The sequence below is a fragment of the Mucilaginibacter sp. NFR10 genome (assembly GCF_900100445.1).
Taxonomy (GTDB): Bacteria; Bacteroidota; Bacteroidia; order Sphingobacteriales; family Sphingobacteriaceae; genus Mucilaginibacter; species Mucilaginibacter rubeus.
Map to the genome: position 1 here is coordinate 449721 of NZ_FMTV01000005.1, position 12430 is coordinate 462150.

Here is a 12430-nt window from a genome sequence, read left to right on the forward strand (position 1 = left end):
AAGTTAACTCACCCCGACTTCGCTACGCTCGCCACCCCTCTATGCTTCGCAAAGAGGGGATTTTAATTTATATATTTTCTTACCCTCTTTATCCGAAGGATAGAGGATGGTGGCCCAACGCAGCACAGGCCAAATGGACCACCTATGCGTTACGCTGTAACTAAACCGATTTTATATTACTACAATTATGAAAATGTTAAGTCAATTCATTATTTTTAAAAACCAATTTCAGCCGGCACACTCCGGCAAATCACATTTAAAATTTGTTTCCTTATCCTTATGAAAGACGAACAAGAATCCTCGCGCCGCAGTTTTATTAAAAAACTAACCACTGCAACCGCGGCCGTAGCTGCCGGATCGGGCCTCTTAGCCAGCCAAAGCCAGGCCAAATCTTTTTCCATCCAAAAACGCCTCATCGGCAACAGTCCTAACGACCAGGTAAACATCGCCCTCATTGGCGCCGGTGGTATGGGTACCCAGGATACCATCACCGCCCTGCAGGTGCCCGGTGTTAAACTGGTAGCCGTATGCGATTTGTATGACGGTCGCTTAAAAGATGCTAAAACCCGCTGGGGAGCCGACATTTTTACTACCCGGGTTTACAAAGAGATCCTGAACCGTAAAGACATTGACGCTGTAATCATTGCTACGCCTGATCACTGGCACCAGCAAATTTCTGTTGATGCGATGCACGCCGGTAAACATGTGTATTGCGAAAAACCAATGGTGCATGCTATTACCGAAGGGCCGGCGGTGATCAAAGCGCAAAAAGAAACAGGAATGATCTTCCAGGTAGGCAGCCAGGGGGTATCATCATTAGGCAATGAAAAAGCACACGAGCTGTTAAAAAGCGGCGCTATTGGCGAATTAAACTATGCCGAAGGTTTCTGGGCCCGCCGGGCGCCGCTTGAGGTTTGGCAATACCCGATCCCTGAAGATGCCTCACCTCAAACTGTTGATTGGGAAACTTATATCAGCAATACTAAAAAGCGTCCGTTTGATGAAAAACGCTTTTTCCGCTGGAGAAACTATACCGACTATGGCACCGGCATGGCGGGCGACCTTTTTGTTCACCTTTTTTCAAGCCTGCATTTTATAACCGATTCAGTTGGCCCTAATAAAATTTATGCATCCGGCGGCTTACGTTTCTGGAATGATGGCCGCGAAGTACCTGATGTACTTTTAGGCACTTTTGATTACGGCAAAACGCAGGCTCATCCAGCCTTTAATCTTTCCTTACGTTGCAACTTCGTGGATGGCACCAGCGGTACCACTTATCTTAAACTGGTAGGCAGCGAAGGCTCAATGGATATAACATGGGATAAAGTGACGCTTAAACGCAATAAAGTGATGGACTCTGATGATCCATTCTATCTTGATAAACTCAAAAAAGCAGGCAGCGGTTATGCCGAACGCAAAAAAATGCTACCGCCCGAAGAGATCACGTATGATGCCGAAAAAGGATACAAAGGTGGGCCATATGATCATATGGTGAACTTTTTTACGGCTATCCGCAATAAAGGCAAGGTAACTGAAGATGCGATATTTGGCTATCGTGCGGCAGCCCCTGCCCTGCTGTGTAATGACAGCTATTACAATAACAGCCCCATGTTCTGGGATCCGGAAAAAATGCAGGTTGTCAAAAAATAACAGATCACAGCAAATACCTTATTATGAAACAACAGTTTAAAAAATTGGGTTTGGCACTGGCTGCTGCAGGCTTAGTTTGCGTACAAACGTCAGGGATTCCGGTTCATAACGCTAAACGTCCTAAACAGGCTACTCCTGCAAAAGGTACCTGGATAAATTTATTTGATGGCAAAACGTTAAAAGGCTGGCATGGCTTCAACAAAAAGGGTCCGGTAAAAAACTGGACCATTGTTGACGGTGCCCTGGTTTGTCTTGGTGCAGCGCAGGGTGATACCGGCGGAGATATAGTAACCGATAAAGCTTATACCAATTTTGAGCTTTCATGGGAATGGAAGATAGAAAAAGGCAGTAACAGCGGTGTAATATACCATGTGGTTGAAGATCCGAAATACCACGGCCCTTATGAAACCGGCCCCGAATACCAGATCATTGACGATGCCGGCTGGCCCGAAAAACTGGAAGACTGGCAAAAAACAGGCTGTGATTATGCCATGTACCTGCCAAACGCCTCAAAAAAAGTAGCCCCGGTTGGCACCTGGAACACCAGTAAAATTATTTTCAACAACGGACATGTTGAACACTGGCTCAACGGTAAAAAGATTTTAGCTTTTGAAGCATGGACCAGCGACTGGAAAAGGAAAAAAGCCGAAGGTAAATGGAAAGATTACCCCGACTATGGCAACGCCAAAACCGGCTTAATTGCACTGCAGGACCACGGGCATAAAGCTTATTTCAGGAGCATTAAAATAAAGGAATTATAAAATTTATAATTTTTTGCTTCGTACCTTCGCGCAACAGTTTTATCTTTATCAAAAAACTCATTGGGGGTACGAAGCAATCCTTAACAGCAGGCAACCATGCAATATCGCCGGCAGAGGACTGCTTCGCCGTTCCGCCTCCCAATGACCGGGAAAGATTGATTATCTTTTGATCCCCCCGTTGAATATATAACCCACAATGAGTTTTTTTGTTTGCTTTTTATCTGTTAATTAGCCAGTTGCAGTAAATTTTCTATATCCAACCTGCGGGTAAACATGGTCAAATTCCCTTCCTGATCTACAGGCCATTGTTCTTTGGGGCGATCCCAGTAGAGCTCAACCCCGTTTTGATCGGGATCGTTAAGATAGATGGCTTCAGATACACCATGGTCAGATGCTCCTGTAATATTGTAACGGGCATCAATCAACCTTTTAAGTATAATGGCCAGGTCTTTTCTTTCGGGATATAAGATGGCAGTATGGTATAAGCCCGGTGCGTATTCCGGGGCTGGTGAAGCGCCTTTGCTATGCCAGGTATTTAAGCCAATATGATGGTGATAACCACCTGCAGATATAAAGGCGGCCTGGTCGCTGTACATTACCATTTTTTCAAAACCCAGCAACCCACAATAAAAATCAAGAGATTTTTGCAGATCACTTACCTTTAAATGTACGTGACCAATGCGGGTTTGGGCGGGTATTTCATAATCGTTCATATAATTACATGTTTAAACATCAAATTTAATTATTATTGCGCTACTTTTTGTTTTTCTATTGTAAAACAAGCCTATAAACAAGCAATGGCTATTTACTCCATACTATTACCACAATGAACGCATTAAGTAAAAATACTACCTTTGCAGAATGATCGTAAAATCGGCCGAATTTATTTGCAGCAACAGCCAGGTAAGCAAGTTACCTCCACCCGTTAAAGCGGAGTACGCTTTCATCGGGCGCTCAAATGTGGGCAAATCATCCCTTATCAATACATTAACCGGTAAAAAGGGTCTTGCCAAAACGTCGCAAACTCCCGGCAAAACGCAGCTGATCAATCATTTCCTGATCAACGAGAGCTGGTACATTGTTGATTTACCCGGTTATGGCTATGCCCGCGCATCAAAAACGGAAAAAGCCAAATGGGATAAGTTCATCCATACTTACCTGGACAAACGCGAAAGCCTGCAATGCGTAATGGTGCTGATTGACAGTCGCCTCGAGCCGCAAAAAATCGACCTTGAATTTTGCAACTGGCTGGGCGAAAAAGGCCTTTCATTTGTGCTGGTATTTACCAAGGCCGATAAACAATCGAGCATTAAAACAGACCAAAGCATTGCCAAATTCAGGAAAGCCCTGCTGGCTACATTTGATGAAATGCCGCAGTTTTTCATCACATCATCAGAAACACAGCAAGGCCGCGAAGAGATACTTGAGTTTATCGATGCAGTAAATCAAAATTTTGAAGTGCCGGTATTTCTTGGTTCCCCTCTTGAGAGGGGGCGCGAAGAATAGCGCGATGGCAGGGGTGTGTTAACAAGCGACAAGCAATACGTCTGCTAAGCATACGACGCAACACACCCCTACACCCCTCTCAAGAGGGGAATCGCACAGGGCCTTTTAATTATTTTTAATATTGAGCAATATGCCCCGCACAATCATTCCATACAATCCCCGGTTAAAAGAGCTGGCCCGGAAATTAAGGAATGACAGTACAATTGGCGAAATATTACTCTGGAAAGAGTTAAAAGGCAAACAAGGTTATGGATATGATTTCCATCGCCAAAAGCCTCTGTTAAATTATATTGTAGATTTCTATTGTTTCGAACTAAATTTGATAACTGGAAGTAAGAAAAGACATGTTCAACGTTTTAAGAACAATTGAGCAACATATAGAGAAATTTAAAAACAACGAAGTGGATCACACCTCTTACCCCTTTCAAGAGGGGAGCCGAATATCATGAAAAAATACTTATCCTTAGTAACATTCGCTCATACCATTTTTGCCATGCCGTTTGCATTTATCGGCTTCTTTTTGGCAGTAACTACCACCCAATATCATTTCGACTGGCTAAAGCTGGTTTTGATGGTTTTATGTATGGTATTTGCCCGTAATTCGGCAATGGCCTTTAACCGCTACCTTGACAGGGATATTGACATTCAAAACCCACGTACCAAACAGCGCGATATCCCAGCCGGCCGGATCAGCCCAAAAGCTGCTTTAACATTTGTTATTATCAACTGCCTGCTGTTTATTACAGCTACCTGGTTCATCAACAGGCTTTGTTTCTTTTTATCGCCGGTAGCTTTATTTGTGGTAATGGGCTACAGCGCAACCAAACGTTTTACCGCGCTCTGCCATCTGGTATTAGGATTGGGTTTATCGCTTGCTCCTATCGGTGCTTACTTAGTGGTTACCGGTCAGTTTGCTATTACACCCATATTCTTTTCACTATCCGTACTTTGCTGGGTAAGCGGCTTTGATATTATTTACGCCCTGCAGGATGAAGATTTTGACCGAAGCCAAAACCTGCACTCTATCCCGGCGTATTTAGGTAAAGTGAACGCCTTAAGACTATCTACCTTTTTACATGTGCTTTCGGCTGTTTTTATCATGATGCCCGCATTTGAAACTCAGGTAGGCTTCCTGTACTACATTGGTATCGCGTTCTTTTGCGCCATGCTTGTTTACCAGCACCTGCTTGTAAAACCAAACGACCTGAGCCGCGTTAACTTTGCTTTTATGACTACCAATGGCATCGCCAGCGTAGTATTTGCTGTATTGTTTTTGCTCGACAGGATATGGATTCACTAAAGGCCATTAACAAGTTTCGGGAGTATTTTGAGAGATATGTTCCGCTTACCGACGACGAGTGGCAGGCTTTATCGCAATACCTAACGGTAGATGCCTTAAAAAAGAAAAGGTTTTATGTAGAGGCCGGTAAAGTGTGCGATCACATCGGCCTGGTAGTAAAAGGATCCGTACGCTATTATCATGTTAAAGACGGCGAGGAAATAACCGGCTATTTCAGCTTTGAGGATGAAATGCTAAGCTCATACAAAAGTTTCCTTACCCGCACCCCGGCTGCAAACTATATCCAGGCACTTGAAGATTCGGTAATCGTAAATTTAAGCCACAAAAACTTACAACAAGCGTGCATGAATGAGCTTCTTGGTTTTAAGATGGAGCGTTTTGGGAGATTAACAGCCGAACACTATCTCATCTGTTACGAAGAACGTATTACTTCCTTTATCACTCAATCGCCCGAAGAACGTTATGCCGATCTTTTACAAACAGGTGGCGAAGCCTTGTACCGCATCCCCCAGCATTATATTGCCAACTATTTAGGGATCACTCCGGTTTCGCTCTCGCGGATCAGGAGAAGGATCATGAAGATAAGCGCTTAAACCTCACTCCAACCCTCTCCAAAGGAGAGGGAGAAAAAGCATACATTTTAAAGTCCTCTCCTTTGGAGAGGATTTAGGAGAGGTGAAATTCCTTATCTTTTGTTAACGTTTTGATTTACAAAGGCGGCCTACCTTTGTAATACACAAAACGAAAAAAGATCATGCATACTATATTAGGAGCCGGCGGTCCGGTAGCAAACATCCTCACCAAAGAATTAATCAACCATAACGAAACCATTCGTTTAGTTAGCCGCAAACCGGTTAACACCAATAATAATTATAAAGTAACCTGGCAAAAAGCCGACTTGCTCAATTACGATGAAGTACTGTCGGCAGCAAAAGGATCGACAGTAATTTATCTCGTTGCCGGCCTGGTTTATGATAAAGACATCTGGCGGGCGCAATGGCCGGTGATCATGCAAAATGTGATCAATGTTACCAAAGCCACCGGTGCCCGTTTAATATTTTTTGATAACGTTTACATGTACGGACTGGTTAACAGCTCCATGACCGAAGATACCCCATATAAACCAAGCAGCGTTAAAGGCGAAATAAGAGCGGGCATCGCCGAAATGCTCATGAATGAAGTTAAAGCCGGCAATATCAACGCAACCATAGCCCGCGCACCTGATTTTTATGGCGCCCCGGTCAACAGCTTTATTGATATGATGGTGCTTAGCAATTACGCCAAAAAACAAAACGCGCAATGGATAGGCAATCCGGATTGTAAACACAATTTTATTTATGTGCCCGATGCTGGTAAAGCCATGTTTTTGCTTGGTCAAGACCCCAATAGCGGCAACCAGATCTGGCACCTCCCTACCCCGCCGGCCATCACCGGTAAACAGTTTTTGGATATTGCCGCCGGGGTTTATAAAGTTGAGCCAAAATATACACGCGTTAATAAAGTTATGCTGTGGCTGTTCGGTTTATTTAAAAAGGTGGTAATGGGTACAGTGGAGATGTATTACCAGTACGATCACGATTATATTTTCGATAGCAGCAAATTTGAGAAAGCGTTCAACTTTAAACCAACAAGCTACGAGGATGCGATAACTGAGATATCGAAAACGCTTCATAAAGGGTGAGTCCGAAAGTCCGAAAGTTGTTTTTTTGTCGGCAAGTCCGATGTCAGCAAGTCCGAAGTCAAGATGTAACTTTCGGGCTTTTTTAATAGGAATATCTTCTTTTTAATTCCAACTTACGGACTTTTCCGACTTGCGGACTTACGGACTAAATACGCATATTTGCATATCTGCACATCTAAAAATCATGATCCACAAAAAAACAAGAACATATATCCCGGCTTCCCTTGATATTAAATGGGAAACCCTTGAGCCTTTTTATAAAGAATTATTAGATCGTCCAATCCACTCAGTTGAAGAACTGGAGAAATGGCTGCGCGATAAAAGTGAGCTGGAAGCAGCTTTGGAAGAAGATTTCGCATGGCGCTATATCCGCATGACCTGCGATACCACCAGCGAAGACTTGCTTCAAAAGTTCCAGTACTTTGCTACCGAAGTTGAGCCCAAAATTGCTCCATATAGTAACGAACTGAACAAAAAGCTGGTTGCCAGCGCGTTTGTTGATAAACTGGATGGCGAAAAATATTTTATTTTTTTACGGGCCGTAAAAAAAGCATTGGAACTTTTCCGCGAGGAAAATATCCCGGTACAAACCGAAATCCAGGTGGAACAGCAGAAGTACCAATCTATAACCGGTTCCATGTCTGTTCATGTTGATGATAAGGAATTTACTTTAGAACAAGCTTCCGTATTTTTAAAAGGCACTGATCGTGCTAAACGCCAGGAAGTTTGGGAAAAGATCACCAGCCGCCGTTTACAGGATAAAGACAAACTCGATGAACTTTTCGACCATTTGCGTAAGCTTCGTCACACAGTGGCAACAAACGCCAATTTTGAAAACTTCCGCGATTATATGTTCCAGGCTTTAGGCCGTTTTGATTATACCCCGCAGGATTGTTATGCTTTTCATGCAGCTATCGAAACCGAAATAGTACCTATTCTAAAAACCCAGGCCGAAAAGCGCCGCGAGGCTTTGCACTTACCTACGCTTAAGCCATGGGATATGGATGTGGATATTTCTGGCAAACCAGCCCTTAAACCATTCCAAAATGGCGAAGACCTGATCGAGAAATCTATCCAGTGCTTCAGCAACATCAATCGCTATTTAGGCGAACGTTTGGAGATCATGAAAGATAATGGTCTGTTTGATGTGGAAAGCCGTAAAGGCAAAGCCCCGGGTGGTTACAACTATCCCTTGGCCGAAACCGGCGCACCTTTCATTTTTATGAATTCGGCCAATACCTTTCGCGATTTAACCACTATGGTACATGAGGGCGGTCACGCGGTACACACTTTCCTTACTGCCGATCTGGAACTGAATGATTTTAAACATTGCCCATCCGAAGTTGCCGAATTAGCCTCCATGTCGATGGAGCTGATCTCGATGGATAACTGGAATGTGTATTTTGATAACGAGGAAGATCTTAAACGCGCTAAACGCGATCAGTTAGTTGACGTATTGAAAACCCTGCCCTGGGTGGCCGTTGTCGATCAGTTTCAGCACTGGATCTATACCAACCCCGACCATACCGATGCCGACCGTACAACCGCCTGGATCGAGATCTTTGAACCATTCGGCGCGGGTTTTGCCGATTGGAGCGAACATCGCGAAGCATTAGCAAATCTTTGGCAAAAACAGCTACACATCTTCGAGGTGCCATTTTACTATATCGAATACGGCATGGCCCAGTTAGGCGCTATCGCTATATGGAAAAACTACAAAGAAAATCCTGAAAAGGGTTTGCAACAATATTTAGATGCCCTTAAACTCGGTTATACTAAAACTATTAAAGAGATTTATGAAACGGCAGGGATCAAGTTTGACTTCAGCGCGGCCTATGTAAAAGAACTGGCTGAGTTTGTTAAAGCAGAGTTGGATAAATTGAATTAAGATAAATTCTTCATAAAAGAACAAAAGCGCCATTTGGCGCTTTTGTTCTTTTATACCTGTCTGCCGCGGCAGTTTTTGCTTTTAATCCAATACCCTATTATACAACTCCCAATAATCCTTCACCATTTTATCGCTCGAAAACTGCGAGTTTGCCCAGTCATAACAATCAGCCCTGCTAATCTGACGGAGCCAGCCAACTGCTTCGGCGGCTTCATCAACCTTATTAACCAAAAAGCCGGTCTGTGCGTTTTTGATTAATTCTGGCATCGAGCCCCGGTTAAAAGCTATGACCGGCGTACCGCATAGCATTGCTTCAGCCACACTCAGGCCAAAAGGCTCATCAAAGCTGATGGGATGCAACAGTGCATAAGCTCTGCCTAAAAGCTCCCGGCGCTTATCAGGCCCGGCATGGCCTATATACTCCACATTGGCACAAAGCAATGGCTCTATCTTTTCCTTAAAGTAGTTGGTATCCTGAACTATACCGGCTATCAGTAATTTCCGTTTACTTTTTTTGGCGATATCGATAGCTTCGGCAGTTCCTTTATCGGGATGGATACGACCGAAGTACAACAGGTAATCATCCGGCTGTTCATAAAACTGAAAATCACGGGTATCGAGGCCATTATATACCGTGGCTAAATAATCAAGCTCAGGACTACGGTCGGCATTGCTGATAGAAACATAATGCCCCCGGCTATTATATTTTTTATAAACCGGGATGATCTTTGATGATGAAAACCCGTGAATGGTAGTGAGTAGTGGCGTTTTAATCAGGCCTGAATATGTAAGCGGCAAAAAGTCAAAGTTATTATGAATGATATCGAACTGACCGGCCTTTTCCATCAGGTTACTAATATGCAGGCATTCCAGCACTTTGGCATCCTGCGTTCTGTCTTCCTCGTAACCTGTATCACAAATGGCATCAAGTTTACCCGCGGTTATCGAATCGCCCGTGGCGAAGAGTGTTACCTCCGCCCCCATTTTGATGATCCCTTCGGCTATATTTGATGCTATTTGCTCCCAGGGCCCGTAGTGCCTGGGCGGCGTGCGCCAGGCAACAGGGGCTAATACAGCTACCTTCATTTAACAGATTTGCATTTTTTGGCCGTATTTATTGTATTCGTATTCCAGCTCAAAGGCTTTCAACACCGTAAGGTGCGATATCAGATAAGCCAGTGTACTTTCAGCTCCCTGGTTACGGTTAATGCCGCCAGGCAGCAAACCATCGCAGCAGCCTTTGGTTTCATGGTCATACAGCGGTGCCCGCAAAGTATTTTCGCCAAGGAACCATTTATAGCTCAGGAACATTTTTTCAATATACTGCGGTATCCTGAAGATCTGGTATGCCTGGAAATGCATCAGCACCATAGCCATGGTTTCAATAGCCTGTTGATCAAATGTTGGGAATGTGCCGCCACGGTAATACCAGCCATCATTTCCAACAGGACTTAAATATCCGTTTGACAAAGTAAGCTGATCAAGGAAAGCCATAGTTGCCAAAGCTATTTTCCTGGCTTCCTCATTACCGGTAATCTCGCATGAGTGCAGTAAGGCCAGCGGCAGGATGGCGTTATCGTAAGTCATCTTTTCCTCAAACCATTGCCAATCATCAGCCTGGGTGTTGTTATAGGCATCAATTAATGGCTGGGTAAGGTTGGCCAATATTTTAACCATACCCTCGTCTGTAGGGTAAACCTGCAGGTAAAGACTGATACCAATTATAGTATTGGCCACACCCCTTAAATGTTTCAGCGCTGAAAAATGCGGCACCGATTTATGGAAGATCTCCAGGGCGAATTCACGGTATGAATTGCTGGCCGCACAGCCAATCAAATGACCAAGGGCCCAAATGGTACGGCCAAATGAATCTTCCGAGCCAACCTCGTCCAGGTAGCGCCTGTCAAAACTCAGGAAGTTGCGGAAATTACCATCATCAGTTTGCATATAGTGGATGTAGCTGAGGTAAATGGGTAGCAGTTCAAATGCTTCCCGGCTTCCGTTACGCTGATAAGCCATTAATGCCATAATAAGCGCACGGGCGTTATCATCCAAACAATACCCTTCTTTTAAATTCGGGATCCCGTACTTGGCATGTTGTACAATCCCGGTATCATCGGTTAACCTCAATACGTGAGTTAAGCTGAATTTCGGCAGGATCTCCGGGTCAACGATGCTGTTACGCAGAATTTTATCGCTGAAATCAAAACGTACCAGTGATTCCCGGGCCACTTTAATAAATTCGGCGCCTATAACCGGCCAGCGTAAATGCAGGCCATATTGGTAGGCGTTTTCTTTCAGTTCGTTCAGCACACGATCCTGATCAAGCAATTCAATAACGGTATCGGCCAGCGCTTCCGAATTTTTAAAATCAAACAGTCTACCGCGCTTTTCGGCCAGCAATTCTGTAGCATGCCAGTACGGAGTTGAAACTACTGCTGCACCTGCACCAACAGCGTATGATAGCGTACCGCTGGTGATCTGTGCTTCGTTTAAATATGGTGTTACGTAAATTTCGCAGGCAGTTAAGTAGTTTACCAATTCCTCTTCGGAAACAAACTTGGCGATAAATGCCAGGTTCTTCGAAACGCCTAACTGCGCCGCAAGCGATTTCAAATGATCGCGGTACTCCTCGCCCGAACTTTTGATAACCCCGGGATGTGTATTACCCAATACCACGTACATCACATCAGGATGCTTCGCTACTATTTTAGGCAATGCTTTTATTACAGTTTCCAAACCTTTGTTACGGCTTAGCAAACCAAAGGTTAACATCACCCTTTTGTTTTTAAAAGCCGACAAGCTTTTCACCGGATTCTCGGCAGGGGCTTCCACATCGGGCACGCCATGCTCTATGATCTGGATCTTATCGGCAGGGATCTCATAAATATTGGTCAGGAAATCTACAGCACGTTTGCTCATCACCACAACCTTTGATGATTGCTCGGCAATTTCGCGGATAATGATGCGCTGCACATAACTCGGATCTTTCAATACCGTGTGTAAAATGGATATCAGCGGCTTTTCAAGACGATTGATCAGCGGTAAAATATAAATGCCGCTTTCGCCACCGTAAATGCCAAACTCATGCTCCATAATACATACATCGGCATTACTGGTGTTGATATAATTGGCTGCACGGATATAATCTTTCTGGTGATTTTGGCGAATGATATATTTAACTTCCTCCGGGTATTCATATTCCTGTAGGTTTTCCGAATCATTAAGTGCCACAACAAAGCCATTTTGTGCTAAGGTGTGCCTTTCAGGAAAATTTGAACTGATGGCACGCATCAAATTATTATTAAATGTTGCAAGGCCGCATTCGCGGGGGGGATAGGTTGATATATATGCTATTTTCATATGTAGATTGTGTATAGATGCTTTGTATTGATCCGTTTTACAAAAAATTTAATTAATTGTAAAAACTGAATGACTACAAAAAAGTGCAATAAGTGACCTTAATTATTGCTTTTGACACATTCAAAGCAGCATTTTCATAGACATCAGTATAAATGCATAAACTATACCAATTTAATTCAAACTTAAATTCAGCAACATTATTAGCCGGTTGTAACAGGCAAGTTACAGGGAGAAAGCAGTTGTTGTAAAAGTTGTCATTTCGATAGAGCGGCGACTGGATT

At 43.8% G+C, this 12430-nt stretch carries 11 protein-coding genes; 8 read left to right on the forward strand and 3 right to left on the reverse strand.

What is annotated here, in order from left to right; all coding sequences use genetic code 11:
• Positions 1-279 precede the first annotated feature (279 nt).
• Positions 280-1650 (forward strand): Gfo/Idh/MocA family protein, encoded by a 1371-nt coding sequence (locus BLP33_RS18820; protein WP_090531940.1) that lies wholly within the window; start codon positions 280-282, stop codon positions 1648-1650.
• A 23-nt stretch (positions 1651-1673) separates the two neighbouring features.
• Positions 1674-2411 carry a 3-keto-disaccharide hydrolase gene (locus BLP33_RS18825; RefSeq protein WP_090531941.1) on the forward strand — a complete coding sequence of 246 codons (738 nt, stop codon included), beginning with the start codon at positions 1674-1676 and terminating at the stop codon, positions 2409-2411.
• Between the two features lie 224 nt (positions 2412-2635).
• On the opposite strand, the gene BLP33_RS18830 is transcribed toward BLP33_RS18825, so the two are convergent.
• The gene (locus BLP33_RS18830) at positions 2636-3124 is read right to left on the reverse strand and encodes a VOC family protein (protein ID WP_090531943.1); all 489 of its coding nucleotides are present in this window, start codon (positions 3122-3124) and stop codon (positions 2636-2638) included.
• Positions 3125-3272: 148 nt separating this feature from the next.
• Here BLP33_RS18830 and yihA point away from each other — a divergent pair, with 148 nt between their 5' ends.
• The 6 genes from yihA (at position 3273) to BLP33_RS18860 (ending at position 8786) form a co-directional block, all read left to right on the forward strand.
• Positions 3273-3917: a ribosome biogenesis GTP-binding protein YihA/YsxC gene (gene yihA / locus BLP33_RS18835; protein ID WP_090531945.1), complete on the forward strand. Its 645-nt coding sequence runs from the start codon at positions 3273-3275 to the stop codon at positions 3915-3917.
• A gap of 130 nt (positions 3918-4047) precedes the next feature.
• Positions 4048-4287, forward strand: coding sequence for an endonuclease domain-containing protein (locus BLP33_RS18840; protein ID WP_090531947.1), 240 nt, complete (start codon positions 4048-4050; stop codon positions 4285-4287).
• Positions 4288-4362: 75 nt separating this feature from the next.
• Positions 4363-5217: a UbiA-like polyprenyltransferase gene (locus tag BLP33_RS18845; protein ID WP_090531948.1), complete on the forward strand. Its 855-nt coding sequence runs from the start codon at positions 4363-4365 to the stop codon at positions 5215-5217.
• Positions 5205-5810, forward strand: coding sequence for a Crp/Fnr family transcriptional regulator (locus tag BLP33_RS18850; protein WP_090531950.1), 606 nt, complete (start codon positions 5205-5207; stop codon positions 5808-5810). Before BLP33_RS18845 ends, BLP33_RS18850 begins: the two co-directional genes overlap by 13 nt.
• Positions 5811-5971: 161 nt before the next feature.
• Positions 5972-6898: an NAD-dependent epimerase/dehydratase family protein gene (locus tag BLP33_RS18855; protein WP_090531952.1), complete on the forward strand. Its 927-nt coding sequence runs from the start codon at positions 5972-5974 to the stop codon at positions 6896-6898.
• Positions 6899-7082: 184 nt separating this feature from the next.
• On the forward strand, positions 7083-8786 hold the full coding sequence (locus BLP33_RS18860) for a M3 family oligoendopeptidase (protein ID WP_090531954.1): 1704 nt from the start codon (positions 7083-7085) through the stop codon (positions 8784-8786).
• Between the two features lie 81 nt (positions 8787-8867).
• Here the strand turns inward: BLP33_RS18860 and BLP33_RS18865 are convergent, their stop codons facing one another.
• On the reverse strand, positions 8868-9872 hold the full coding sequence (locus tag BLP33_RS18865) for a glycosyltransferase family 4 protein (RefSeq protein ID WP_090531956.1): 1005 nt from the start codon (positions 9870-9872) through the stop codon (positions 8868-8870).
• Positions 9873-12149 carry a glycosyltransferase family 4 protein gene (locus BLP33_RS18870; protein ID WP_090531958.1) on the reverse strand — a complete coding sequence of 759 codons (2277 nt, stop codon included), beginning with the start codon at positions 12147-12149 and terminating at the stop codon, positions 9873-9875.
• Positions 12150-12430 lie beyond the last annotated feature (281 nt).

Excerpts from the sequence above, each read along its gene's own strand:
- BLP33_RS18820 (WP_090531940.1), top strand. The coding sequence starts at position 280 with ATGAAAGACGAACAAGAATCCTCGCGCCGCAGTTTTATTAAAAAACTA.
- BLP33_RS18825 (WP_090531941.1), top strand. The coding sequence starts at position 1,674 with ATGAAACAACAGTTTAAAAAATTGGGTTTGGCACTGGCTGCTGCAGGC.
- BLP33_RS18830 (WP_090531943.1), bottom strand. The coding sequence starts at position 3,124 with ATGAACGATTATGAAATACCCGCCCAAACCCGCATTGGTCACGTACAT.
- yihA (WP_090531945.1), top strand. The coding sequence starts at position 3,273 with ATGATCGTAAAATCGGCCGAATTTATTTGCAGCAACAGCCAGGTAAGC.
- BLP33_RS18840 (WP_090531947.1), top strand. The coding sequence starts at position 4,048 with ATGCCCCGCACAATCATTCCATACAATCCCCGGTTAAAAGAGCTGGCC.
- BLP33_RS18845 (WP_090531948.1), top strand. The coding sequence starts at position 4,363 with ATGAAAAAATACTTATCCTTAGTAACATTCGCTCATACCATTTTTGCC.
- BLP33_RS18850 (WP_090531950.1), top strand. The coding sequence starts at position 5,205 with ATGGATTCACTAAAGGCCATTAACAAGTTTCGGGAGTATTTTGAGAGA.
- BLP33_RS18855 (WP_090531952.1), top strand. The coding sequence starts at position 5,972 with ATGCATACTATATTAGGAGCCGGCGGTCCGGTAGCAAACATCCTCACC.
- BLP33_RS18860 (WP_090531954.1), top strand. The coding sequence starts at position 7,083 with ATGATCCACAAAAAAACAAGAACATATATCCCGGCTTCCCTTGATATT.
- BLP33_RS18865 (WP_090531956.1), bottom strand. The coding sequence starts at position 9,872 with ATGAAGGTAGCTGTATTAGCCCCTGTTGCCTGGCGCACGCCGCCCAGG.
- BLP33_RS18870 (WP_090531958.1), bottom strand. The coding sequence starts at position 12,149 with ATGAAAATAGCATATATATCAACCTATCCCCCCCGCGAATGCGGCCTT.